General features: G+C 25.5%; 29 protein-coding genes and 1 pseudogene. 23 read left to right on the top strand and 7 right to left on the bottom strand.

Annotated features, from left to right (window positions below):
- The 4 genes from A500_RS20875 to A500_RS18315 form a co-directional block, all read left to right on the top strand.
- Positions 1–181: hypothetical protein (locus A500_RS20875; protein WP_040437153.1), on the top strand; the 181-nt coding region annotated here is incomplete at its 5' end.
- An 840-nt stretch (positions 182–1,021) separates the two neighbouring features.
- Positions 1,022–1,561 (top strand): class I SAM-dependent methyltransferase, encoded by a 540-nt coding sequence (locus tag A500_RS19780; RefSeq protein WP_016209070.1) that lies wholly within the window; start codon positions 1,022–1,024, stop codon positions 1,559–1,561.
- Complete coding sequence (locus A500_RS18320) at positions 1,554–2,114, top strand: hypothetical protein (protein WP_016209069.1); 561 nt, start codon at positions 1,554–1,556, stop codon at positions 2,112–2,114. The genes A500_RS19780 and A500_RS18320 overlap by 8 nt, the downstream gene beginning before the upstream one ends.
- A complete protein-coding gene (locus tag A500_RS18315) occupies positions 2,114–3,520 on the top strand; it encodes a hypothetical protein (RefSeq protein WP_016209068.1) in 1,407 nt (468 codons plus the stop codon). Before A500_RS18320 ends, A500_RS18315 begins: the two co-directional genes overlap by 1 nt.
- Before the next feature lie 49 nt (positions 3,521–3,569).
- On the opposite strand, the gene A500_RS18310 is transcribed toward A500_RS18315, so the two are convergent.
- Positions 3,570–4,637 carry a replication initiation protein gene (locus tag A500_RS18310; protein WP_016209067.1) on the bottom strand — a complete coding sequence of 356 codons (1,068 nt, stop codon included), beginning with the start codon at positions 4,635–4,637 and terminating at the stop codon, positions 3,570–3,572.
- A gap of 385 nt (positions 4,638–5,022) precedes the next feature.
- Between A500_RS18310 and A500_RS20615 the strand changes: the two genes are divergently transcribed.
- The 14 genes from A500_RS20615 to A500_RS18245 all read left to right on the top strand — a co-directional run bounded on the left by A500_RS20615 (position 5,023) and on the right by A500_RS18245 (position 15,107).
- Complete coding sequence (locus A500_RS20615) at positions 5,023–5,193, top strand: hypothetical protein (RefSeq protein WP_157453704.1); 171 nt, start codon at positions 5,023–5,025, stop codon at positions 5,191–5,193.
- Positions 5,194–5,279: 86 nt separating this feature from the next.
- The gene (locus tag A500_RS18305) at positions 5,280–5,831 is read left to right on the top strand and encodes a hypothetical protein (protein WP_016209066.1); all 552 of its coding nucleotides are present in this window, start codon (positions 5,280–5,282) and stop codon (positions 5,829–5,831) included.
- 146 nt (positions 5,832–5,977) lie between these two features.
- A complete protein-coding gene (locus A500_RS18300) occupies positions 5,978–6,217 on the top strand; it encodes an antitoxin VbhA family protein (RefSeq protein ID WP_016209065.1) in 240 nt (79 codons plus the stop codon).
- Between the two features lie 1,307 nt (positions 6,218–7,524).
- Positions 7,525–8,085, top strand: a complete 561-nt coding sequence (locus tag A500_RS18295; RefSeq protein WP_016209064.1) for a replication-relaxation family protein — start codon at positions 7,525–7,527, stop codon at positions 8,083–8,085.
- Entirely contained in the window at positions 8,078–9,199 is a 1,122-nt protein-coding gene (locus A500_RS18290; RefSeq protein ID WP_016209063.1) for a hypothetical protein, read from the top strand. Before A500_RS18295 ends, A500_RS18290 begins: the two co-directional genes overlap by 8 nt.
- 144 nt (positions 9,200–9,343) lie before the next feature.
- Positions 9,344–9,526 (top strand): plasmid mobilization protein, encoded by a 183-nt coding sequence (locus A500_RS18285; RefSeq protein ID WP_016209062.1) that lies wholly within the window; start codon positions 9,344–9,346, stop codon positions 9,524–9,526.
- A gap of 28 nt (positions 9,527–9,554) precedes the next feature.
- Entirely contained in the window at positions 9,555–9,923 is a 369-nt protein-coding gene (locus A500_RS18280; RefSeq protein WP_016209061.1) for a hypothetical protein, read from the top strand.
- Between the two features lie 323 nt (positions 9,924–10,246).
- Positions 10,247–10,786 carry a hypothetical protein gene (locus tag A500_RS18275; RefSeq protein WP_016209060.1) on the top strand — a complete coding sequence of 180 codons (540 nt, stop codon included), beginning with the start codon at positions 10,247–10,249 and terminating at the stop codon, positions 10,784–10,786.
- Positions 10,776–11,351, top strand: coding sequence for a hypothetical protein (locus A500_RS18270; RefSeq protein ID WP_016209059.1), 576 nt, complete (start codon positions 10,776–10,778; stop codon positions 11,349–11,351). Before A500_RS18275 ends, A500_RS18270 begins: the two co-directional genes overlap by 11 nt.
- Positions 11,352–11,635: 284 nt before the next feature.
- Positions 11,636–11,980, top strand: a complete 345-nt coding sequence (locus A500_RS18265; protein ID WP_016209058.1) for a type II toxin-antitoxin system RelE/ParE family toxin — start codon at positions 11,636–11,638, stop codon at positions 11,978–11,980.
- Positions 11,981–12,094: 114 nt separating this feature from the next.
- The gene (locus A500_RS18260) at positions 12,095–12,391 is read left to right on the top strand and encodes a helix-turn-helix domain-containing protein (protein WP_016209057.1); all 297 of its coding nucleotides are present in this window, start codon (positions 12,095–12,097) and stop codon (positions 12,389–12,391) included.
- A gap of 209 nt (positions 12,392–12,600) precedes the next feature.
- Positions 12,601–13,563, top strand: a complete 963-nt coding sequence (locus A500_RS18255) for a coiled-coil domain-containing protein (protein WP_016209056.1) — start codon at positions 12,601–12,603, stop codon at positions 13,561–13,563.
- Positions 13,564–13,689: 126 nt separating this feature from the next.
- Positions 13,690–14,181, top strand: coding sequence for a hypothetical protein (locus A500_RS18250; RefSeq protein WP_016209055.1), 492 nt, complete (start codon positions 13,690–13,692; stop codon positions 14,179–14,181).
- Positions 14,182–14,198: 17 nt separating this feature from the next.
- Positions 14,199–15,107, top strand: coding sequence for an MBL fold metallo-hydrolase (locus tag A500_RS18245; protein WP_016209054.1), 909 nt, complete (start codon positions 14,199–14,201; stop codon positions 15,105–15,107).
- 437 nt (positions 15,108–15,544) lie between these two features.
- Here A500_RS18245 and A500_RS18240 read toward each other — a convergent pair whose 3' ends face one another.
- The gene (locus A500_RS18240; protein ID WP_016209053.1) at positions 15,545–16,609 is read right to left on the bottom strand and encodes an amidase domain-containing protein; all 1,065 of its coding nucleotides are present in this window, start codon (positions 16,607–16,609) and stop codon (positions 15,545–15,547) included.
- Positions 16,610–16,717: 108 nt separating this feature from the next.
- On the opposite strand from A500_RS18240, the gene A500_RS18235 reads away from it, so the two are divergent.
- The gene (locus tag A500_RS18235; protein ID WP_016209052.1) at positions 16,718–17,242 is read left to right on the top strand and encodes a DUF4829 domain-containing protein; all 525 of its coding nucleotides are present in this window, start codon (positions 16,718–16,720) and stop codon (positions 17,240–17,242) included.
- Between the two features lie 355 nt (positions 17,243–17,597).
- Here the strand turns inward: A500_RS18235 and A500_RS18230 are convergent, their stop codons facing one another.
- From A500_RS18230 to A500_RS19775, 3 genes are all read right to left on the bottom strand, one after another.
- The gene (locus A500_RS18230; RefSeq protein WP_157453703.1) at positions 17,598–17,873 is read right to left on the bottom strand and encodes a YcxB family protein; all 276 of its coding nucleotides are present in this window, start codon (positions 17,871–17,873) and stop codon (positions 17,598–17,600) included.
- Positions 17,874–17,875: 2 nt separating this feature from the next.
- Positions 17,876–18,130: a hypothetical protein gene (locus tag A500_RS18225; RefSeq protein ID WP_016209050.1), complete on the bottom strand. Its 255-nt coding sequence runs from the start codon at positions 18,128–18,130 to the stop codon at positions 17,876–17,878.
- 175 nt (positions 18,131–18,305) lie between these two features.
- Entirely contained in the window at positions 18,306–20,462 is a 2,157-nt protein-coding gene (locus A500_RS19775; RefSeq protein ID WP_016209049.1) for an N-acetylmuramoyl-L-alanine amidase, read from the bottom strand.
- A 168-nt stretch (positions 20,463–20,630) separates the two neighbouring features.
- Here A500_RS19775 and A500_RS18215 point away from each other — a divergent pair, with 168 nt between their 5' ends.
- Complete coding sequence (locus tag A500_RS18215) at positions 20,631–21,155, top strand: sigma-70 family RNA polymerase sigma factor (RefSeq protein WP_016209048.1); 525 nt, start codon at positions 20,631–20,633, stop codon at positions 21,153–21,155.
- A 19-nt stretch (positions 21,156–21,174) separates the two neighbouring features.
- On the opposite strand, the gene A500_RS18210 is transcribed toward A500_RS18215, so the two are convergent.
- On the bottom strand, positions 21,175–21,369 hold the full coding sequence (locus A500_RS18210; RefSeq protein WP_016209047.1) for a BhlA/UviB family holin-like peptide: 195 nt from the start codon (positions 21,367–21,369) through the stop codon (positions 21,175–21,177).
- 217 nt (positions 21,370–21,586) lie between these two features.
- Between A500_RS18210 and A500_RS20610 the strand changes: the two genes are divergently transcribed.
- Complete coding sequence (locus A500_RS20610; protein ID WP_016209046.1) at positions 21,587–21,745, top strand: hypothetical protein; 159 nt, start codon at positions 21,587–21,589, stop codon at positions 21,743–21,745.
- A 161-nt stretch (positions 21,746–21,906) separates the two neighbouring features.
- Positions 21,907–22,362 (top strand): annotated as a pseudogene (tnpA, locus tag A500_RS18205) (IS200/IS605 family transposase).
- Positions 22,363–22,437: 75 nt separating this feature from the next.
- On the opposite strand, the gene A500_RS18200 reads toward tnpA, so the two are convergent.
- Complete coding sequence (locus A500_RS18200; protein WP_016209044.1) at positions 22,438–23,247, bottom strand: hypothetical protein; 810 nt, start codon at positions 23,245–23,247, stop codon at positions 22,438–22,440.
- Between the two features lie 132 nt (positions 23,248–23,379).
- Between A500_RS18200 and A500_RS18195 the strand changes: the two genes are divergently transcribed.
- Positions 23,380–23,918: hypothetical protein (locus tag A500_RS18195; protein WP_016209043.1), on the top strand; the 539-nt coding region annotated here is incomplete at its 3' end.

Below are 23,918 nucleotides of genomic sequence, written 5' to 3'. Positions count from 1 at the left end.
GTTAATAGAAAAAAGTGAATTAAGTTTTGATAAGGTAAATAAATATATTGAAGGTATAATTAATAATAGCGTAGAAGGAGATAAAATATTTTTTAATAAGATAGATGATGATAGATATGAAACAATCAAGATAGAAAATAATAATTGCTATTATAAACTAATATATAATCCAAAGATTTAAAGAATTGAATTATATATATTGATAATTATGTATTAGTATAAAGTAGTGGAAACATTATATTGAACTAAGTAAAATAATGTTTAGTTAAGAAAAGATGTGTCCATTATGAGTACTGGCAGAAGATATTATTAAGAGTATAATAATATTATGGTAGATTTATATAAATCAGAAGTGAGATTAGCTTAGCTAAGTAGTGAATATGGCATTGCAAAATCAATAATTAATAGTTGGATTAAAGATGTAAAAGGAATAAGATTAAGATGAGCTTTAGAAAGAATAATATTATCATAAATTACATCATTTTTATTATTATCAAATGATGTAATTTATGTTTTATATTTGATATAATGTATGTAAGAAATAAGGGGAAATAATTATTATATTAATTAATATAAATTTACATGTGCCTTTTTAAATGGACATTATTGTTTTAAACAAATATAGAGAAGGCTCAATAGTATTCTCTATATTAACTTGTTTTCGGTCTAGCTTTATGCGAAGCATAAGCTATTCATTAAAATTTTTGGCTATAGCCAAAAACAAGCCAATCAAAGATTGGTTTTAATAAATACGACTCGAAAACAAGTTAATTACATTTGAAAATTTATATAAAAAATACCTAATCATTCAAAAGTGTTTGAACTTGTATAAGAGTGTATAAGAGTGTTTGGATTTGTTTAGTAATTAAATAAGTTGAAGCACTTTAAGCAAGAATTATATTTTTATAATTAACTTAATAACTAATATTTGTTTGAAAGTGTTTAAAATTGTTTGCGTTCCAAACACTTTTAAACACCTTCAAACATTCTCAAACAAATTTATTTAAAGTGGAGGAAGGAAATGTCATTTCTTATAAATAATCATTTAAAGGAAGGTTATAGTGATTACAACTTATTGTTTTTAAAAAGATATCATCAGGATCTTAATTTAAATAATAAAATACTAGATGTTGGATGTGGGCATTATAGGAATCTATGTTTCTTTTATAAACTAGGATTTAAAAATTTATATGGAATTGATATGTTGGATCCGAAGCCTAGTGCTAAACCTAAGAAATTTAATGTCAATTTTATAAAGCAGGATATAAATTATGGCTTGCCTTATGAAGATAAATCATTTGAAATAGTATTATGTAACTTCGTATTAATGTTTATAGAGCCTAATATGCTTAAATTCGTTCTATATGAGCTTTTGCGTGTAACCAAGGTGTTTTGTGTTATAGAAACTCAAAAGCCGTTCTATGAGGCTAAAAACGGACAAATAAAGCCATATGAATTTAAATGTATGGTAGAAATTATAAAAACTAGTAATGAATTTGAGATACTCGATAAAAAAATATATAAAGAAAAACTAATTATAAGGAGAATCAATAATGGCTAGGGGTAGAAAAACGTCAACTATAAAAGTTGTTACGGGTAGGGACAGAGATCTTATTAAGCAGCTTAGTAAAACTGGACTTTGTAATTCAAGTCAATCTAAAGAGTATTGTGGGGTTAGTGTAGATAGGCTAAAGAAGCTTGAAAAGAGTGGATATATTAAAACCTCCGAACATATAGCTCGTGGCGAAAATAACCTTATAATTCAGCTTGATAAGGGTGGAAAAGAATACTGTAGACAAGAATTTGGAATTACAAACTTTTGTGCTGCACAAACAAATCATCTTGAACATGATATAAAGCTTACTGAAGTTTATTATAAGCTAGATGATGCTATTCGAGATACCTGGAAACATGAAAGAGAACTAATAGATAAGTATTATGAAATGTATCCTGAAAAATCTGGAGAACTTAAAACTTGTATTGATGCTGCAATTGAAGTTAATGGAGAATTAATTGCAATTGAAAGTATCGGAACCAGTTATACTGGTACGGAAATAGAACTTAAACAAGAAATAGCAACTAATCTTGGTTGTTCAAGAATGGAGTGTTTTTAATGAAAGCTATAGTAAGAGATGACATTATTTCATTAGGTAGTTTTGTTGCTGCTGAATTTAAATATAAAGAATATCTTGAAATGATAATGAAAGCAGGTAATTATTGTTTTCTCGATCAATTTAAAAGATTTATAAAAAGTGGACAAACTATAGTTAATGGAATGATAGAAAATAATCTTATTGCAATGGAAAACATAAATAAAAACTATAAATATATCTATCTTACTGATACTGCAATGAAATATTTATATTTAAAAGATAGTGAAGAAGATTTCTCAAATATTCAAAAGAATAGAATAAGCGTTAAAAAAGTAGATAAAAACCCAACAGAAAAGCAACTATTATCTTCCGCATATAAATTTCATTTGTTAGCACAGGGGGAATATCTAATTGATAAAGAATCTATTTTAAAGTCTATAGAAGATCATATTTTCTTAATGCATCTAAAAGTAGATAAATCTAAATATGAAGCATGGTTAGAAAAAAGTAGTGATGCAATTAATCTTTATAAAAAAGATATTCAAAATTTAAAAATTGAAAAGCAAAGAATTGATGATAATTTTCAAAAGCTTAATAATGGATTAAATTTATTTGATTCTTATAGTGATGAAGCTGAATATAGAGAATTAAATTCAAAGTGTATTAACCTAGAAAAGGAAATTAAAGAGAAATCTCAAAAAACCTTTAAAACTGGATTAAAAGAATTAAATTTAGAGTTTGAGTCATTAAATGATTTGAAAAATGAAATTCATAGTAGAATTCTTTTAAAAAATAATGCCAAAGAAAATTTAAATAAAATCTTAATTCCAATAATACATAATATTTCAAATAAAGAAACTAAACTTAATGAATCTGAAACTAAATTTAATAAAACAAATAAAGATATAGAAGATAAAATTATTCCTAAAATTAGAAAAGTTCAGAAAGTATTTGAAAATTTATATAATATATCAAAGGTTATAGCTAGAATTAAGGATGACACTTTAGAATTTATTATTTTTGATACTGGAAACTTTAAAACTGCTTATAGTTATTTAAAACAAATTAACTCTATAAAAGAACTAAATTTAGGGTTTAAAAATATAAAAATAATTATTTACAGCTATGCAGAGCATAGATCATTCAATTTATATAATGAATTTATTAAAGTTAAATCTGAAAAAGAAAAAGCTTTAAATACAATGAAAACTTATAATTTAAAAACTAAAAATAGTAAAACAAAATCTGATTTTTATATTGCTGCTGAAAAAGTATATAGTAATACCCCAGAATTCGAAGTTGAAACTCGAGATGATTTCTTTTATATGAAAAGCTATAAGGAATTAATTTCTAGTAGTACTAAATCTATAAAAAGAAAAGATAAAGAAGCTATTGATAATTTAATAAAAAGCTTAAAATCTAATTAATTATAAAAAAATTAAGCTTTATACTTCATTTTAGAAGTATAAAGCTTTGCTAATCCCACCCTAAGAGTTTCTTTTCAAGATCATCATAATCATAATCACGACCCTTAAAATTATTAAATTTAAGTTGTTTTACTTTTTGTAGTGGTTTTTCATAATCTTTTAACATTGTCTTAAACCAAGCATTTAAATTTTTTATATTTTGAGTTGTTGAATATTCCGCTATCTCAGTTATAAGTTTTAAAGGATTACCTTTATGTATTTCGTTTTTCTTAGCTAAATTATAAAAATCAATAGCTGTTTTATCACTTATTTTTTTATTACAATAACTTTCTATTATAGCTTTTATTTTATTAATATAATCAATTTCAAGTTCTTCAACAACTGTTGCTGCTATCTCATCATTAGCATAAGTATTAGTTTCTTTACTTATTCTTTTTGTTTTATTTAAATTTGAGTTAATAAAAAATCTTATTGACGTTACTTTTCTTCCAGTTTTAATTTCTTCAAAATCAAAACTTATATCACTTATTTTATTTAATTCTTTTTGAGTTTGAATTATTATAAATCTTTTAAAATCAGCATATAACGGATAAATATTATCAGCTTTTAAAAGCTTTCTTAATTCTTCTACTTCTATTTCTACATACCCTTGTTTTTTAAATTCATTACATTTTAAAATTTCATATATTCTAGGAGAATACTTGCTTTTCATACTTAGAATGTTAGCTAATTTATATTGAGTAAACATACTTCCAAGCTTTATCATATATGGTTTTAAATATGAACTAAAAGTTAATTCAACTTCCCCGCTCCCCTTTCTGTATTTAACCCCACTTAACCAAGCTGTTTGAATAAGAGTATCTCCTTCTTGAATTTCAAAAACTTTCTTCATAAGTTCTTTAGTTACCTTTGGAATTTCTGTATATTTTGTTTTTGTATCAACACCTAAAAGTTCCATAAATTCTGATATTTTAAATTTATATGGTTTAAATTCTTCATCATCAGGTTGAACCATACTAGCCAACGTAAGTATTATCTTTTGTTCTTCTAAACTTAAATCGTAACTTGAGTTCATAATAAAGTAATTTGATTTTGTTACTAAATAGTTCTTTTCCATATAATCACCTGCCAAGAATATTTTACCACACAAATATGAGTATGAAAATAACTTTCTCATATTAAGGTACGTAAATCTCATATTTAATCTTTATATGGGTACGCAAATCTCATATTTGGGTACGCAAATCTCATATTTAATCTTTATACGGGTACGTAAATCTCATATTTAGGTACGCAAATCTCATATTTAAAATTTTAAAGCTAGTAATATCAATGGTTCTAATGGTGTCTAAAACATATAAAACAGTTATATATAAAACATATAAAACAACAACAGAAAAGTTGTTGTTTATTTAGATTAAAATATTTCTATTTTTTATTTATATATAGTATTTTAATGATATATTATTATTGTATACAAATTGGTTATAAGGTGGGGTTATATGGTTTATGAAGATATGAATTTAGAGGAAGTTATTAACTATATTAATATTGAATTTCTCGTTTTTAGGTACGGATTTCTCGTTTTTAAAATTTTAACCCCAGTTATATCAATGCTTAAAAGACATTCTAAAACATATAAAACAACAACAGAAAAGTTGTTGTTTATTTAGATTAAAATATTTCTATTTTTTATTTATATATAGTACTTTCATGATATATTATTATTGTATACAAATTGGTTACAAGGTGGGGTTATATGGTTTATGAAGATATGAGTTTAGAAGAAGTTATTAACTATATTAATTTTGAGTTACTTAAAGGTAGGACAATGAAAGATATTGAAGAGATTGATTTTAATGTTAATGAAAGAGTTATAACTAAAAGATTAGCTAGAAAAAAAATTAAAAAAGTAAACGGGCAATTTGTGTTTCAAAATGGTTCTAAAAAGCCCGAAGTATCTAGTATGCAAGTAACACAGACATTTTCTAATCCAATAATTAATAATGAACCTATCAATTTAATGGAGAATAGAGAGTTTTTAGACTTAAGTAAGAAGGTTGATATACTAGAAAAAGCATTTAAAGAAATAATTTGTATACAAAATAGTTCTAAAGAGGTTACACATGATTTAGGATTAAAGATATATTCTAGTAAAGATAAACCTATTGCCAAGACTATAAGATTATATAAAGAAGTTTGGGATAAGATTGATAAGGTTAAGGATCAGTTTCCACATATAAACTATCAGACTTTATTAAATAGCTTAATAGATGAAATAACAGAAAAATACTTAAAAAATAATGAATAAAAGTTACTATGTTCGTATTTTAACTATGACATAGTAGCCTTTAATAATAGAAACTTATTTCAAAAATAAAATTAGGGCATATGCCCTAGTGTTAGAGAAATTAAATATATATGTATATTAGATGTTTATAGTAAGGAGTGGACCATATGAAATGTTATGATTTAGAAGAAGCTCTTAAGAGGGCAGAAGGTAATATAAAACATGAAGGAATGTATCTAACTGAAGGTGAAAGAGATCTTATAAGATCAAAAGCTAAGGGTGAAATAGATCAAGAAGAATTTATTAAAAGGGTTTTAGAATATCATACTGGGAATAATGATGAATCTAAAAAATCAAATATTACTTATGGTGAAATAGAAGAAGAAATAATAACTCCAAGAAGTTAATACATTTAGGGCATATGCCTTTTTTATATTTAAAATAGAAAAATTTTCGCTCTTTTTTAATGGGGATAAATTGTAAGAAACTTTATAAAAAATTACAAGACAGTTTTATATCTATATACTAAATAGTTTTTTTATCGATGAAAGCCTTATAAGTAAAGGCTTTTAAAAGAATCTTTAAATAAAGAGTTTAAATTTATATCTAAAACTCTTTATTATTTATTAAGGTAATAAAACATAAAAATTAACCTATTTTAAGACCTAAAATTAATTAATAAACTCCTTATTAATTGATTAAAAAGAGTTTTAACAATTCTTATAAATAAATAGATTATGATGAATTTTGAATAAATAAAGAGTTTTAGATATTAATAAAAGCTCCTTAAAATTTAATTTGCAACAAAACATTAAAATTTTATCAAAAAAAACGCCTAAAAATATTGAAAAACTCTTCATAAAAGTTCTTATAGACTCTTTGAAATTAGTTAATTTAGATAAGTTTTAGGTAATTTTGAAAAAAATTAAAAAAACAGTTTTATATTTATATATTAAAGAGTTTGTTAAAATCCATTAAAGTCCTATAAATAAAGGCTTTAATAGATTTTATTTAAACAAAGAGCTTCTAAAATATTTTAGAAACTCTTTTAAGCTCCTTGGAAATTTAGATTATAAAAAAATTATTAATTTTCTTTATAAAGAGTTTGATATTTGTTTAATAAAGAGCAAAAAAGGTTTTTATAAATCCTTATAAATAAATATTTTGAGCATAATTAACTTATTAGAAACTCTTAGAAGCTCTTTACAAAAACTCTTAGAAATGTTTTGAATCTTATAATTTAAATTTGATGAATTAAAAGATTTGGAATGATTCATAAAAAAAGTAGATGAGATAACTTCTAAAACCTGATATTTACTGAATTTTATTTTTAATAAAATTCAGATAAAAAGTAGCAGGGCAAATTACAAATACTTTTTCAGCTAGCGCTAAAAAAGGCATATAGAAAATTTTACTTAGACAAGCTAAGTAAAAACCGAAAAAATTATGGCCCGCCATAATTTATTTTCTTTTTCTATATTTATTTGTAATTTGCCCTGCGGGACTAGGCGACTAAAGTCGCAAAGGTGAACTTAGCTTTAGCTAAGTTATTGATAAAGAAAATCTATCATGCTATTATAAAAGCAATAAAATTGAATAAAAAAAGCTCAGATTTTGAGTAATAATATTTATGTGTAGTTAATGAATCTTAGAAATGATCTAAGACTTATTTGGCTGCACTTTTTTTATTTAAAAAATAAATTGAGGAGGGGCTATGGCAAAGGGAAGAAAATCTGAAGTTATAAAAAGAATAACTAAGCGTGATGGAGAAACAATTAAAGCTGCTGCAAACACAGGAATCATAAGTAAAGATAATGCTAAAAAGTATTTTGGATTAAATGATAAAAGAATAAATATTTTAGTTAAAAATCAATATTTAGTTGAAAAGAGAGCTTATACAAAGCATGGCAACCAAATTTATTATAAATTAGGTACTTCAGGGGTTAAGTATGTGAAGGAGAATACAAATATTGATTATTTCTATAGAAGCAATTCTACGCAGCTAAATCATGATTTAAAGCTTAACCAGGTTTATTGCCAATTAACTCATGAGCAAAGGCAATGTTGGATTAATGAGGAACAAATAATAAATAGATGGACTGAACTCACAGGGGTGAAGGAAAGGCGAGGCTCTGTAGATGCTTTAGTTCAAATCAATGGACAAGCTATAGCTATTGAAATAATAACTAAAAATTATGGAGAAGTTGAAATTCAAGAAAAACAAGATGCAGCAGAAAATTTAGGTTGTGAAAGGATGATTATGATAAATGCATAAAGAATATATAAGCTATGACAAGGATGACATGAAGGTAATAATTGATGATATAAAGCTAAATATTAATGTTCTGGAGTACATAGAAGTTAAGGAAAGGTATGATTGGTATTTAAGATGTTTAAAATATTTCGGTAACTTTATTACTTTTGAACACTTAAATTTGCTTTTAAAGGGCAAATTTAGCCGAGGAAAGATCTTTAGTGATATAAATGCTCTTTGTGATTTAAACTTCGTTAAAAAGCATTTTATAGGCAAAAATAGCTATTATATATTAACTAAGAAAGCTAATATATATTTAAATCAAAAAAATGAAGGTGGATATATAAATAAGCCAGCAAATAGAAACATGATAAAAAGCTTATTGCACCTAGATTATTTAATATTAGGAATAAAAGATAGAAATTATATAAATAAAGAAAATGAGGTAGAATTAAATTCAGAATTAGATAATCTTTATAATAATATTTCTAATAGTAAAAGTTTTGATGAAAGGATTAATATAAGACATAGAAATATCTATAAGGTAATGAAAAAATTAAATTTTAAAATAGATTTAACTGAAGATCCAAATAGATTTTTTGATGAACAAATTAATTTTTTAAATAAGAATGAAGGAGATATACTTTCTAAACTTAAATCTAAAAACTCATATATTGAGGGAGCTAGATTAACAAATGAAAAATTAATTTTAGATATTTTAATTTTTGATAATGAAAATATACAATCTGGTAAGTTTAAATATACAATATTAGACTTAGAAAATATAATTAAGGAATTGTACTTTAACCCAGTAGAACAAAGAGTTAAATACAATTTAAATATAGTATCAATAGATTCCAATAGGAAAAATAATTTAGAAACAGTGCTGCTGAAAGAAATAGAAAAAGAAATATTAAAAAAAGATAAATTTCTTAGTCAATATTTAGATAGTGATGGGAATTTATTTCTTGATAATGATAATAAAAAGTTTATTAAATCGCAAAATGTACTTTTAGCTTTTAATAATTACAAGGTTTTAGAATATGATACTAGCAGGTATTTCAGATACAAAAATGATGAAATAAAAAGCATAGATTTAAGTGAAATTAATGTAATTAACTTAGTTTTAAAATAAGGTTAATAAAACATTTTATTACCTAGCAGTTTTTGACTAATTTAGACTAACAAAGTGTGTTAATATGTGGCTACAAAGTACCACAATGGTGGTCACAAAATACCACAGTTGTATCCACAAGGTACTACAAAAAAGGAGGTCTATATGAGTAAAGATGATATATTAAAAGTTAGGATGACAAAACGTGAAAAGGAAGAAGTACGTTATCTAGCTCGTAAAAAGGGGTTTAATATGACTGAGTATATAAAATATTGCATTATGAAAGTTAGTATTATTGAAGGAATAGAAGAAAATGAAGAGAAATTAAATACTTATCTAAGAGTTTAATTATCTTTGAGCTGAAAGAAGGTTAATAATGAAAAATATTTATGAAAAGAAAGTTGCTAAGGTTTTGGATATCTATATGAAGAGAACGGGTATAAAGTGGGACGATTTAAAAAATCTCATTCTGAAAAATGAAACAGCAATAGAAAACTTAGATGAAAAGTATTTGAAATATACTAACTCTTATATTGCAGCTAATGAATTAATAAAAGTAACCTTATTAAGAGATATAGGAAATGAAGATTTAGATGTAGATCTTCATTTAAGAGATGAAGATAACGAATTAATTGAATTATTGAAATCAGAAAAGCTTGAATTTAAGATATCTAAAGATTATTTAGATAAATTTAAAATCTACTGTGAATGCCAAAATGATAATTTAAATAAAAAAAAGCTTTAATTTCGCAATACCAATTGCGAAATTAAAGCTTTTTTTATTTGTTTACTTATCCTAAACAAAAAACTATAAATTTTATTAATTTTAATAGCCTGCAAATGGCTTAAAATCGTGATTTTTAATTTTATCGCAAAATGAACTTTTAGCGAAATCATTTAAAAGGTAGATAAACATTTCTATTAGAATTTTAGAGGGGATAGTTATTAATTGACAATCATTTAAAAACGGTAATCGGAATTTAAAAAATAAGTTACAAAGAAGTAATTGATTTTTGAAAAAAAGTTTTGTATAATTTAAGTATAGTTTTCTATAAAGGGGGAAGATAAATGGAAGAATCCACTAAGGGTAAGGATTTTTTTCAAAAAAGTAGTTATGAAGCTAATACTATAAAGGAGCCTGAAGTTATTATTAGTGTTATTAAGGAGAAAGAAATTTTTAAAGGTAAGGCAACATCGGCAATTTTGGAAGAAATTATAATGGATTATTGTGAAAGGCAGAACATAAGTTGTTTTGATGATTCTGATTTTTATAATTATATCAAAAGTAAGTTTGATAAATTTTTTGAGGATTTATCTAATGGTGACTTAAAGTCGTTTGCACTTATGATACAAATGATAAAAAATGAAATTTATAAAGATGACTTAATAAATAGGACTAGAGATTTAATTGATATTATTTTTTTAGAAAAGAAGATACCAGAGAAAAGAAGGATGTTAAAAACATTAACTTTTAATAAGAATCAATTAAGGAAGTTTTATGAGGATTTATTAACTAATGAGAAATTAATAAGTAAATATATAAAAGGTATGAAAGATATTAGTAAAGATTTTGAAGGAGAATTTGGAGGATGTCAAAATGAGAATTGAATTGATTGAAAGTAAAATTATAAATTGTGTAAATCAAAAGTTTAATGAAGTAAAGGCTCAATATGAGGATGAACTACAAGAATTAGAGCTTGAGAAGGATAATTTAAGAGAAGAAAGAATATCAGTAGTAGGGAGTTTATTAACAAAAGGAATAGAGGAGGGCCATTTAATTAAAAATGAAAATGAAACGACTATAGAAGCAGTAGATGAACAGGGGAGAGAATACCTTGAGGAGTATAGTGAAGTAGAGGATTATTATAGAAAAGAGATTTCTGCACTTAGATATGGTTATAAGACACTTAATCCGGATAATATTTATGTTGACTGGGATGCAGATGGAAATTCAATTAGAAATCAGGTAGACTTTATCGATACAATAATGAAAGTAAATAATAAAAGCAATCAGGATATAAGACAAGAGATAATAGTGGAGATGGTAAATGATAAAGAAGTTTTAAATAATTTTAACCTTGATGAAATTCAAAGTATAGTAGAAATTTATGTGAAGTTAATAAGCGAAGAAAAGATTTCAGAGTATGAAAATTTTATAGAGAGTTACAATTAATAAAAGGAGGGTATTAAACCTCCTTTTATTAATTGTAACTCTCTTATGATTTTATTACGGATATTTTTTAGCCGATGTTCTATGAGCATCGGCTTTTTTCATTAAAGATGGATTTAGTGAAATTATTAATATATAACATATAACTTAAATTATTAATAAAGAAAATATTAAAAGCAAAAATAATAAGTTTAAAATATAAAAAATATAATTAAATGTTTGAAAATACATCAAAAATGATGTATAATTTTATTTGAAATTGAATAAAATATATAAGGAGTGGGCCAGTGAACATTTACAGATATCAAACTAATGGTGGAAAGGACCTAATTCTCGAATATATTAATAAATTGCCTAAAAAACAAAAAGCTGAAGCAGCTGCAATTCAAGCCAAATTACAAATAGATGGGATAGAAGCATTAGAAACTCTTGATACAAGACCTTTAAGGAAAAAGCTTTGGGAGATAAAGTTTGATAAAAATAGGTTGATGTATGTTATAGCTGATGCTGATAACTTATATATATTGCATGCTTGTAAAAAGCAAAAAGGTAAAGCAGAGCAGTTCGAGCTTGATAAGGCAATTGAGAGAGCAAAAGAACTTGGTAGAGAATTGGGAAAAAGCTTTGTATAAGGTAACTTATACAAAGCTCCCTTCAAAAATTATAAAAATGTAAATGTAATGGACATGAATAAATATATTTATATAGTTAAAAAGTATGGATGTTTTTAGGTAGGAGGTGCAATAATGGGATTTAAAAGAGTTGATTGTGTTAAAGAGATGAATAAGATGATAAAAGAAGATCCACAAATAGCTAAGTATGTTGATGAATTTAATAAAGAGTATGAAGTAATGCAATTAATAGTTAAAGTTAGAAAGGAACTAGGTTTAACACAAAAAGATGTATCAAAACGAAGCGGATTAACTCAACAAATGGTTTCAAGAATGGAGAAGGTGGATAATTCCCCAACACTAACTAATTTTATAAAATATATAACTGCAATAGGTCTAGACTTAGATTTAGTTAAAAAGCAAAATAGCTAGAAGATATTATAAATAAAATGGGATTCAGTAAAACTGAATCCTTTTTTATTGCATTAAGGAAGATTTAGCAAAATTATTAAAATGAAGTAGTAAAATGAAGTTGACTTTGTTAGAAAATTACATTAAAATTTATGTATGACATGTGAAATACAAAGTAATACATGACAGATACAAAACGAATAAAATAATTTTGAAAGGAAATGAGAAATATGAGTAATGAAATTAAAGCAGTATCTTTTAGATTAGGTGAGGAAGATATACAAAAATTTAGAGAATTTGCTGATGAACAAGGGTTAAATCAAGCTGAAATGTTTCAAAGTTTAATGAATAGTTTTGAAATGGCTAAAGCGAAAGGTATGATTACAGATAGAGCTAAAGAAATAGAAGTATTTCAAGATACAATTAATACTTTAATGAACATGTTTATTAACTCTCTAGTAATAAATCAAACTAGTGAGGAAAGAATAAGAGAAGCATTAAGTTTGGAGTTAAATACTAAGGATAAAACTATAGCAGATTTACAAAGTCGTGAGAAAGAGTTAAAGATTAAGTTTGAAGCAAGTAATGAAAAAGCAACCAAATTTTTAAGGGATGCAAATGAATTAGCAGTTAAATTAGAAAATGTTAATAAAGAAATAGATCAAAAGAATAATATTATAAATAATCAGCAAGAACAAATAAATACTTTAAATTCAATAGTTACAGAATATAAATCATATAAAGATATAAATAAAGAATTAGAATTAAAAAATGATGATTTAAATAATAAAATTACAGATGCATTACATAGTAATACAGACCTTCAATCTAAGATTGAAAACTTAGAAAATATAAAAGAATTCTATAAAGCACAAGTAGAATCATTAAAAAGCGAAGTCAAAGAATTAAATCAAAATATTAAAGACATAGAAAAGCTTAATAAAAATGAAATTAAAGCTTTAAATAGGGCTCATAGAGAAGAGTTAAATTTACTTGAGGATAAATATAAGGGGGAAATATTAAGTATTAGAAAAGAGCTTACAGATAAGTTTAACTATGATTTAGAAAATAAGCTTGAATTTGAAAAAGTTAAATATCAGTTAGAATTAGATAAGATCATTAATAAAGAAAATTTACTTAAAATTCAATATGATAATTTAAAAGCTGAATTTGATAAATTAAATAATAAATAAACTTTTAGCGAAATCATTATAAGAGAATGTGATTAAGTTATGTATTTAATGTTTGCTGAGACTTTTAAGGTAATAGAGTATTTTATATGATAAAATAGTATAAAAGATTGTAGTAGGAGAAGTTAAATGGAGAAGTTTTTTGAGCAATTGACATCTTATAATATTTTAAATAATTTATTACCTGGTGCTATATTTTGTTATTTATTAAAATATAGCATGAATATTACTTTGTTAGATAGTGACTTAATAGGAAATTTATTCTTTTATTATTTTTGTGGTATGGTAATTAGTCGTGTAGGGTCAGTTATAATAGAGCCAGTTTTAAAAAAAGTTAAGTATGTAAAATTCGCAGAGTATAAAGATTTTGTAAAGGCATCAAAAAAAGATTCTAAAATTGAGGTATTATCAGAAAGTAATAATATGTACAGAACTTTTATAGCATTATTTACAATATTGATAATAACTAAAATATATTATAACTTATCTCAAAAGTTTATTATTTTAAATAGCATATGGAAGGTATTAATATTGGTGATATTATTAATATTATTTTTAATGTCATATAGGAAGCAAGTTAATTATATAAAAAAACGAGTTGATATAAATGTTAATGATTAATAAAAGGGAGAATTAATATGAGTATAATAATTAAATCATTTTCTGTAGGAAATGGGGATATGTTTTATATAAAACATGGAAGTGATAATTTTAGTGTTATTGATTGTTGCTTAAGAGACGATGGAAATGATGAAAATATAATAGATGAGATTATAGAAGAGTCTAAAGATAAAGGAATAAAAAGATTTATTTCAACACATCCAGATGATGATCATATTGGAGGACTGAAAAAATTAGATAGTAAATGGACTATAAATAATTTTTATTGTGTAGAAAATAAAGCAACTAAAGATGATGAATCAGAAGATTTTAAGAAATATTGTGAATTAAGAGATTCAGAGAAAAAATCATTTTATATTTATAAGGGATGTAGAAGAAAGTGGATGAATATGGAGTCGGATGAAAGTGATTCTGAGAAAAGAGGATCAGCCGGGTTAACTGTATTATGGCCAGATACAAGCAATCAAGAATTTAAAAATGAACTCGGAAAAGTTAAAAGTGGAAATAGTCCTAATAATATATCACCTATAATAAAGTATAGTTTAAATGACGGAGTAACATGTTTATGGTTAGGTGATATTGAGGGTGATTTTTTAGAAAAAGTAAAAGAAGATATTAGTTTTTGTGAGATAGATATATTGTTTGCACCACATCATGGAAGAGATAGTGGAAAGATACCAGAAGAAATATTAAAACAGTTAAATCCTAAAGTAGTTATTATTGGTGAAGCTAAATCTAAGGATTTAAATTATTATAATAATTATAATACAATAACTCAGAATTCAGCAAAAGATATTATATTTGAATGTATAGATGATAAGGTTCATATTTATGTAGGCTCATCAAGTTATTCTGTAGATTTTTTAGAGGATGAGGGTAAAAACACTTACGATAATTATATAGGTAGTTTTCAAGTGAACAAGTAGTAGTTTCTACAAGTTAAGGTTGAAATTATCGTATATGAAAAGCCAATGATTTATGATCATTGGCCTCTTTATTCATTAAAGATATTTTTAGTAAAATTGTGTATAAGTAAAATTATAAAAGTAATTTTATAGTATATAATATGTGAATTGGAGGTGATTTTATGAAAGAATTTAAGTGCATTAAATGAAATTTTCAGAGCAAGAAAAAGAAATGATTAAAATGTATCGTATTCAAGGAAATAGCGCAAATATATTCTTGTTCTGTAGGATTAATTCATAAAATAATTAACAAATAATATATTTCATTTAAATAAATTTAAAACCCTATTTCCATAACTTTAATTATGGGAATAGGGTTTTTATATTATACATTGTATTTTGAAAAAAATTCATTTAGTAAATTATCTAATTTATAAACTTAAAATATAATAGTCTACTTAATAGGTAATGTGTAGAACTCTATAGTTTGAGTAAAATGTCTTACCTGGATAATATGTTGAAAAAAGAACATTTTGGGCTGCATAAGAGTGAGCTGATACTAAACGAGAACTACCAAGGACGCCTGTTATTATAACAGAATGGCTCCAATATCCCTCAGATGAATTATAAAGTTGTATAATATCACCTAAGTCTGACGAAGTTAAAGTCATATAGTTTTGAATGGCTCTTCCAGAAGAAGTTAAATAATCCCTTAATGAAATAACTTGTATCCACGCATAAGATCCTGGATACCATGTTCCATCAGTAGGCAATCCACCATAGCGTAATGCCTTGGAAACATAATTAGTGCAATCATACTCAGGATAATCTTCTTTAGCAAATGCAGTATCTATAGCATATTGTTTAGCTAAATATCTATTGTAATTTCCAAAACTAACTGCAAGAGCTTGCTCTTTTTTAGAAGTATCATTTTCTGTATAGCTATTTATTTTTTTTATTTCAGAATCTAAATTTAATACTTTGTTTTTTTCTATTTCTATTTTTTGATCAATATATTTATTATAATCAGCATCAGAAATAATTTCATCTAAGTTGCTATTAGAAGATTCTACTGTTGTTATATCTTTTTCAACTAATAATTGATTATTATAATTTTTAAGATACAATGTATGATTAACTATATATTTTGTTGTTTCATCAGTACCAACATACTGACCAGTTACAATCTCATCGACATTAACTTTTATTGAATCACTTAAATAATCAATAGAATTTACTTGCAAGTCTAAATCAAACCAATCAAATTGACCTGAAGTTGATGAATACCATTTAACCATTGAATTAGATGATAAGAGATCAAGTTCCGACAACTTACTATCAGGTTGTATATAGTCATTTTTAGTAACTTTTAAATCTTTTTGTAAATTAAGTGAATGTGATAAATATCCTTCTATGATGGATAAAATTTCTTTTTCATCTGTCGTGTCTGCTTTAACAGTATCAATTGTGAAAGTAGATATTATTACTGTTAAAAATAATAAGATTGATAAAAATTTTTTCATAAAATAGCCTCCTGTTATTAACATTATAATAATATGATACCATTTATGTTAAATATATACAACTTATTAAAAAATATGGTATTGTAATAATGAAAGGGGTTGTTGATAATGAATAAGAAATTTTTTTTAAGAATAAGTGTTTTAGTATTAATATCTGTATTTGGTATATCATTAATATCTTGTAAAAGGAATAAGGAAGATATTAAAAAGACAGATTCAGATATTATCATAGAAAATTCAAATATATTAGAAGATTCTTTAGAAGCTAAAGAAGTTATAAATAATTTTTTTAAATATATGAATGAAAAGGATGAAGATAAAATATCGTCATATTTCGTACCATTAGAAAAAAATTCTTCTAAGCGTAGATTGTTTAATTTAGATTATATTAATTTATTAGAAATTAATTTAGTAACCGACAAACTTCAATATGAAAATTATATAATTAGTATTTTATTAAAGCAAAAAAAATTAAATGTAGAAAAATTAAAAATATATGAAGTGAAGTATGATATTAAGTTTATAAATGATGAAATAGAACCTGTTAAAAATGGAGAGACAAAGAAAGAATTTTTTGTTGTGAAATTAAGAGGTTCAGATGAGTGGCTAATAGAGGCTATAGGAACTATGTAGAAAATTGGACGTATATTTGAGTAATAGATTTAGCTATAAAATTTCTTGTATTAGTATTAATAAATTTAGCTGCAATATGAATTTTATTTTTAATATAATGGAGATATTATAAATTTATATTTAATATTAAATGTATATTATTTTATAAAATAGAAATGATTAGAATTACTAGATGTATTAAAAGCTAAAAAATAAAGTTATAGCGCTGATTATAAAACCACAGATTATTAATATATATTAGACAAAAGAAGGAATTAAAGGTTGAAACACTAACTAAAAATATAAACAATAAAATATGAAAAAACACTCAATTCCGCTAAAAATGGGATAGTAGATAAGTTTGTGTAAAACAAATTTATCTACTATCCCATTTTATATTTTTACATTTCTCTTTAATAAAATCTTTAAAAGAATTTATTTCTTCATCATTTAAACATTTTTTAAATATAAAGCTTTGCTGACCAGATCTTGTAATCAAAAGATACATATTAGAGGTTTCTTCAAATCTTACAAAAGATTCGTATTTTATTTCAACTTTAGATGATGTAGTTAAATTATTTATAACTGCTCCATCTTCATTGAAAATAGTTTTAATTTTAAAACTATTTTCCTTAGAAAATTCTTTTATCATTTCTATATTTTTTTTTGAAATATGTTTTGAACATAAAAAATAACCCAAATTGAAATAATAGCTAAAACTTCAAAAAAAACTCCTTTTACTATATAGGATATATCAGAAATTGCTACCCCTAAAACAATTGATAATAATCCTAATAAACTAAATACAATAGAACATATTATAAAAAACTTCCTTCTTTTAGAGCTTATCACATGTATTTTTGACTCTTTTAGAGCCTCCTCATTTAATATTCCACTAGTTTCAAACATATTAATTCCTCCTTATAATAATCTTTTCTTTTCAATAGATATTTTACCATATATTGTTATTGGATTAAATATCTTTATTCTGTAATATAAAAGACCTAACAAATTATTAAAATGTAATTTGTTAGGTATAATTTAAAAAAATTAATTTTCAGTATATTTGATTGTTAAGATATATTTAATGGACAAACATATACGATAGTGCATTTACTCCTGCTGATGCGGCCGCAACACCAGCTCCTGCGCCAACACCAGAAGTTATTGCTGCTCCAATAGTAATAATAACTGCGGTCAATACAGCTGCTACTACTATTCCCTCAATTATGTCTCCTCCAACCTTAGCAATTTTGTTCCAATCTACACCTGCTTCAGATTCTATTTGATATACTTCTTTACTGGTATATAATGGAAGATAGAGTCTGCCAAGTCTTATATTTTTAAAAATAGTGATTACAACACGTACATATACAGGGTGATTTTTAAATTTTTCTGGAAGAAGATGTTTGCCAATTTGATATTCAGCAGTTATTTCAACACCATATACTCCAATTGGCTTAGCAGCTATTGTAAGATATTCTCCTACTGGAACAACTACTCCTGCCATTTTGAGCATATCTTTTAAATCATCTACATCAAAATTTATATTTATATCACTACCAGTATATTTACCCATTATATTTGCTGCTAATGTAGAAGTTCCATCATATGTCAGAGTATGATCTCCATTTCCTATTTTTGATGTTCTTTCAATTTCTGTACGGACAATCACAGTAGGATCGAATGAAACCATTTTAGGTATACCTTTAGCAATAAATTTTTCACTTTTATATTCAAATGCCATCTGATTAAGTAACCATGAGTTATCTATAATGCTTTGTAAATAATCACCTTGAAACAATTCACTATAATCTAAAGGTGGAGTGCTGTCTGTATCAGATCCTGTTATTGCTTTATAAATAGCGTTAGCAAAATCATCTGCTTTTTCTTTTAATATGATAGCCTCTTTTTCGTTATCAATAAATGCAGTTTCTATTAAAATTGCAGGCATTTTTGCCAATCTAAGCACTGCAAAATCAGCTTCTTTGTGACCTCTATTATATAAACCTAATTTAGATGATATAGTGCTAGCTACATTAGCAGATAACTGTTTAGCTTCTGAAGAATCACCTGGATGCGTATAACATTCTGTTCCGTATGAGCTTCCATTAAATGCGTTTGCATGAACTGACACAAAAAGGTCTGCCTCCCATTCATTAGCTAGCCTAGATCTTTCTGCTAAGTCTACATAGACATCAGATGTTCTGGAATATTTAACAGCAATTCCTTTGCTAGTTAATAAGTTTCCTAATTTCTTAGCAATATTAAGTACTATCTCATCTTCTTTTAGTCCATGTCCAGCTGCTCCTGGATCACTTCCTCCATGACCTGGATCTATAAATACTTTCTTTACACCAGGCATTGGAGCTCCTCCTCCTGCTGAACCACCGCTACCAGGAATATCAGTACAAAAGCCAAATCTTTCTCCTGTTGTTTGATCTTTAACAGCCATATAAACTCTTCTACCACTTCCAGCACTAGTCCAACTTATCCATACGTGTTGGTCAGTTATAACCACATAATCATATACAACACTCTCGCCGTCATAATATTGGTCTAAAATTTCTCCTGTAACTGTACATGGTACAGTTCTTATATTTAAAGTCATACTTGGGTAACAAATTCCTGTTTCCGAATACTCTTTAACTCTTTTTTCAGCAGCGCCAGAACTACCAGAACCACCTCCAGGAACATCAGTGATAAGTGCATATCTTTCTCCTGTAGCTTGTTCTTTAACAACCATATAAACTCTTCTACCACCCGCAGAAATCCAACTTATCCAAACATATTGGTCAGTTATAATAACATAGTCATATATAACACTCTCACCTTCATAGTATTGGTCTAATATAATTCCTGTTGTTGCGCATGGTATACTTCTTATATTTATTGTTCTATTAGGATAACATATACCATCTTCTGCATATTCATTACTTATCACTTCGGCACCTTGATTTCCTCCAGAGCCTATAGGAATATCAGTACAAAGTCCAAGCCTTTCTCCTGTAGCTTGTTCTTTAACCGCCATGTATACTCTTCTATTACCTCCACTGCTAAGCCAACTTATCCAGACATATTGGTCAGTTATAACGACGTAATCATATATAACACTTTCTCCTTCATAATACTGGTCCAAAACCTCTCCTGTTGTTGCACAAGGCATACTTCTTATATTTAAAGTCGTATTTGGGTAACATATACCATCTTCTGCATACTTATTAATTATTTTCTCTGCCAAAAAAAACACTCCTTTTTATTGAGATTGCCGGCTTGAATGACTAGTCATTAATTATAAAGGTAAATTCTTTAAATTCGTAAACTACAAAAATAAAAATGGAAAATTTTTAAAAGTTATGTTTACAAAAGAACAAGTGTTTGTATATATATTATGTGAGGGGTGAGATATATGGACAATAGTATATTAGAAAAGGTAGTAGACTATAGAGAAGGGAATAATGAAGCTTTATTAGATATTATTGAGATATTTAATCCATTAATAAATAAGTATTCTAGATTACTAGATGGAGAAGATACAAAGCAAGATATTGTAATACATTTAATCAGGGTTTTAAATAAAGTAAAACTACATAATAAGGATTTATGTAAAGATAAAGTTGTAGTAGCATATATAGCTAAGTCAATAAGAAATGAATATATAAGACTATCAAAGAAAAATAGAAAAATAATACTTAATGAATCAGAATTAAATTTAGATATAGAAATAGCATATGAAGGATTTGAATCAGAATTTGAAATGCTTGATACATTTAAAGTCTTAACTGAAAAAGAATCCTATATAATGAAATTATTATATGTGTATTATTTATCAGTAAATGAAGTAGCTGATTTTATGAAAATATCGCGTCAAGCAGTTAATCAAAGTAAAAATAGGGCACTAAAAAAATTAAAGGGTATATATTTAAATAAATAATAAAAAAACAGATATTTAATTATTTAAATATCTGCTTTTTTATATCTTCAAGATCACTTTGAATTTCAGGTAATGTATTACTAAGCTGCTTTATTATATTTTGATAGTTTTCTTCTCTTATTTGATTTTGTTTTAAAACATAAAGTAGAAGATATCCAAATAATAAAGCAAAAACTCCTTGAGTTGTTAAAAAATTAAATAATTCACTATTCATAAAATCACTCCTTTCAAAAGATATATAGGGATTTATTTATAAAATAGTAAACTGCGATTTCAGTAAAGATACTTTTAATAAAATAATTTTAAATAATGGTAAAAATGATTGATATAAAGTAAAAAATATATTTAAATATATGTATGACTTATAAAATACATAGTAATACATAACAAATACAAAATAAATAAAATGATTTTGAAAGGAAATGAGAAATATGAGTAATGAAATTAAAGCAGTATCTTTTAGATGGGGTGAGGAAGACCTACAAAAATTTAGAGAATTTGCTGATGAACAAGGGTTAAATCAAACTGAAATATTTCAAAGTTTAATGAATAGTTTTGAAATGACTAAAGCAAAAGGCATGTATAGTTAAAAAGTCAATGATTTATGATCATTGACTTTTTTTATTGTATTGAAAACCACTGGCCATGCCGGGTGTATAAAATGGCTTAAGCTCTGCACATAAAAAATTCTCATGATATAATTGCAACGACTGACAATCGTAAAACAAATTAATCATAGGAGGTGTATCGTATGGGTAACGACATAGAAAGCTTATCACACACAAGATGGAGGTATCAATATCATATAGTATTTGCACCAAAATATAGAAGGCAAATACTATATGTAAAATATAAGGCGGAAATTTGGAAAATATTAAGAACTATATGTATAAGACAAGGCTTGGAAATAATCGAAGCGAATACTTATCCTGTTCATATACATATGTTGTTTACTATTCCACTGAAAATGAGTGTATCAAAATTCATGTTAATATTAAAAGGAAAAAGCAGTTTAATGATTTTTGATAGATTTGCGAGTTTAAAATATAAGTATGGAAATAGATATTTTGGGTGGAGAGAATATTACGTTGATACAGTAGAAAGAAATAAAATTGCAATTGCAAAATATATTTAGAATCAAATTCAAGAAGATCAAATAGCAGAACAAATTAGTATGAAGGAATATATTGACCCGTTCACGGGATAGCTGGTAAAAGGTGTGAAATGGGAAAACCACCCAATGAGGGTGGTACATGACTCACTAAAGATACTTTTAGTGAAATTATAATTTTGACGGATCTCCATAAACAGCTAGGCTATCCATACCTGTAGCTATATTAAGCTTCGTATTAACAAACCCATCAAATCGATGATATACACCGTACACAGAATAACCATATATAGACATTAACAAAGGATTTGAATTCGCAGCATGATAATATGGTCCATTAGGATTGTATCTCTCAGAGACATCATCTTCATAATCTATATAACCAAAATAATTTCCATTATAATCATGTAAATCAACTTTACTTCCCCTACAACGTAAACAATAGTATAAAACATGGGCCATCCATATCATATCAGAAAACTTTCTAAAGTTATTATCAGAAGCATCAGTTGAATTTAAGTACTCATATCCCATAGTACCATTAGTTCTCATCATATATATTTTTCCTCCTGAAGGAAATTTTACACAAACTTCTTTGTGATACAATGGTTGACCACTAACAGTATAGAGAGTTCTTCCACTCCTATTGACTACATAAACGCCATCTGTAGCAGAAAGACTTGATATTTCGGTTTTAGGTAATGATTCATTCATAAGTTTTTCGTATGCTTTAAATTTTTCAGATTTTTCATTTTCAGGAATAGCCCCTATTTCATTAAGATCTACAGAATCTAATGAAATCTCTCTTCTTTTAGCTAGATTAGAAAGTCTATTTTTTACACTAAACTTTTCATCATGTATAATAGATTCTAATTCTTTTTCACTATTAATTCCTATTTCTTTTAGTTTGCTAAGTCTTAGTTTTTTAGCATTTTCCATTTTTTCTTCAAGTCCAATTTGACTTAATTCTTTATTATTCATATATACCTCCTAATGTTTTGTATTACATATATAAAGAATGTTTTTAGTTACAATTTGTAAACAATTATATTGAAAATAATCAAATGTTGTGTATAATTTATATAAAAGTAAGTTTATGGAAGTAGGTGTAGTATGAAAATAGGAAAATTTTTAATTCTTTTAGTATTAAGCTTATTATTATCTGGATGTTATAAAGAAGATGCTGTTAATACTATGGAAAGTGGAGTTAATACTGAACAAAGAAATGAAAATAATAATGATATGAAAAATGTTATAGTTGAAAAAAATGAAATTAATATTGATGATAATTCTAAGAGTATTATTGACTTAGAATTAAGAAATAGTTCATTAGTAAAAATATACTCGCAATCAATTAACTTAATTAAAGATTTTTCAGTAAGTAATTCGTTAGAATTAATATTTGAAGAACCAATACAAGATAGAATTAGTAGAATGGACAATGTAGGTAATCGCTCTAAATTATTAGAAGATTTACAATTAGCAGGTGCAGAAACAGTAAGTTACTTTACCAATGAAGACATATTGAATGTCGAATTAAGTATTGTAGAAGAAGATTATACTTATTCACATATAGTTTATAAAGCATCAATTACAAATATAAATGAGAATTTTAATTTTAAAGAATCTAAGATAAATGAATTTAGAAGTAT

The sequence above is a fragment of the Clostridium sartagoforme AAU1 genome (assembly GCF_000401215.1).
GTDB classification, from domain to species: Bacteria; Bacillota; Clostridia; order Clostridiales; family Clostridiaceae; genus Clostridium; species Clostridium sartagoforme.
The sequence above is the reverse complement of the archived record's forward strand: the minus strand, read 5'-3'. Positions and strand labels throughout refer to the sequence as shown.

Bases quoted from the DNA above. Each gene is read 5' to 3' on its own strand.
- A500_RS18250 (WP_016209055.1), top strand. From the start codon at position 13,690: ATGGAGAAGTTTTTTGAGCAATTGACATCTTATAATATTTTAAATAAT.
- A500_RS18240 (WP_016209053.1), bottom strand. From the start codon at position 16,609: ATGAAAAAATTTTTATCAATCTTATTATTTTTAACAGTAATAATATCT.
- A500_RS18285 (WP_016209062.1), top strand. From the start codon at position 9,344: ATGAGTAAAGATGATATATTAAAAGTTAGGATGACAAAACGTGAAAAG.
- A500_RS18270 (WP_016209059.1), top strand. From the start codon at position 10,776: ATGAGAATTGAATTGATTGAAAGTAAAATTATAAATTGTGTAAATCAA.
- A500_RS19780 (WP_016209070.1), top strand. From the start codon at position 1,022: ATGTCATTTCTTATAAATAATCATTTAAAGGAAGGTTATAGTGATTAC.
- A500_RS18230 (WP_157453703.1), bottom strand. From the start codon at position 17,873: ATGATAAAAGAATTTTCTAAGGAAAATAGTTTTAAAATTAAAACTATT.
- A500_RS18215 (WP_016209048.1), top strand. From the start codon at position 20,631: ATGGACAATAGTATATTAGAAAAGGTAGTAGACTATAGAGAAGGGAAT.
- A500_RS18280 (WP_016209061.1), top strand. From the start codon at position 9,555: ATGAAAAATATTTATGAAAAGAAAGTTGCTAAGGTTTTGGATATCTAT.
- A500_RS18315 (WP_016209068.1), top strand. From the start codon at position 2,114: ATGAAAGCTATAGTAAGAGATGACATTATTTCATTAGGTAGTTTTGTT.
- A500_RS18255 (WP_016209056.1), top strand. From the start codon at position 12,601: ATGAGTAATGAAATTAAAGCAGTATCTTTTAGATTAGGTGAGGAAGAT.
- A500_RS18305 (WP_016209066.1), top strand. From the start codon at position 5,280: ATGGTTTATGAAGATATGAGTTTAGAAGAAGTTATTAACTATATTAAT.
- A500_RS18225 (WP_016209050.1), bottom strand. From the start codon at position 18,130: ATGTTTGAAACTAGTGGAATATTAAATGAGGAGGCTCTAAAAGAGTCA.
- A500_RS20610 (WP_016209046.1), top strand. From the start codon at position 21,587: ATGAGTAATGAAATTAAAGCAGTATCTTTTAGATGGGGTGAGGAAGAC.
- A500_RS18260 (WP_016209057.1), top strand. From the start codon at position 12,095: ATGGGATTTAAAAGAGTTGATTGTGTTAAAGAGATGAATAAGATGATA.
- A500_RS18245 (WP_016209054.1), top strand. From the start codon at position 14,199: ATGAGTATAATAATTAAATCATTTTCTGTAGGAAATGGGGATATGTTT.
- A500_RS18275 (WP_016209060.1), top strand. From the start codon at position 10,247: ATGGAAGAATCCACTAAGGGTAAGGATTTTTTTCAAAAAAGTAGTTAT.
- A500_RS18235 (WP_016209052.1), top strand. From the start codon at position 16,718: ATGAATAAGAAATTTTTTTTAAGAATAAGTGTTTTAGTATTAATATCT.
- A500_RS18210 (WP_016209047.1), bottom strand. From the start codon at position 21,369: ATGAATAGTGAATTATTTAATTTTTTAACAACTCAAGGAGTTTTTGCT.
- A500_RS18320 (WP_016209069.1), top strand. From the start codon at position 1,554: ATGGCTAGGGGTAGAAAAACGTCAACTATAAAAGTTGTTACGGGTAGG.
- A500_RS18310 (WP_016209067.1), bottom strand. From the start codon at position 4,637: ATGGAAAAGAACTATTTAGTAACAAAATCAAATTACTTTATTATGAAC.
- A500_RS18300 (WP_016209065.1), top strand. From the start codon at position 5,978: ATGAAATGTTATGATTTAGAAGAAGCTCTTAAGAGGGCAGAAGGTAAT.
- A500_RS20615 (WP_157453704.1), top strand. From the start codon at position 5,023: ATGGTTTATGAAGATATGAATTTAGAGGAAGTTATTAACTATATTAAT.
- A500_RS18295 (WP_016209064.1), top strand. From the start codon at position 7,525: ATGGCAAAGGGAAGAAAATCTGAAGTTATAAAAAGAATAACTAAGCGT.
- A500_RS18200 (WP_016209044.1), bottom strand. From the start codon at position 23,247: ATGAATAATAAAGAATTAAGTCAAATTGGACTTGAAGAAAAAATGGAA.
- A500_RS18290 (WP_016209063.1), top strand. From the start codon at position 8,078: ATGCATAAAGAATATATAAGCTATGACAAGGATGACATGAAGGTAATA.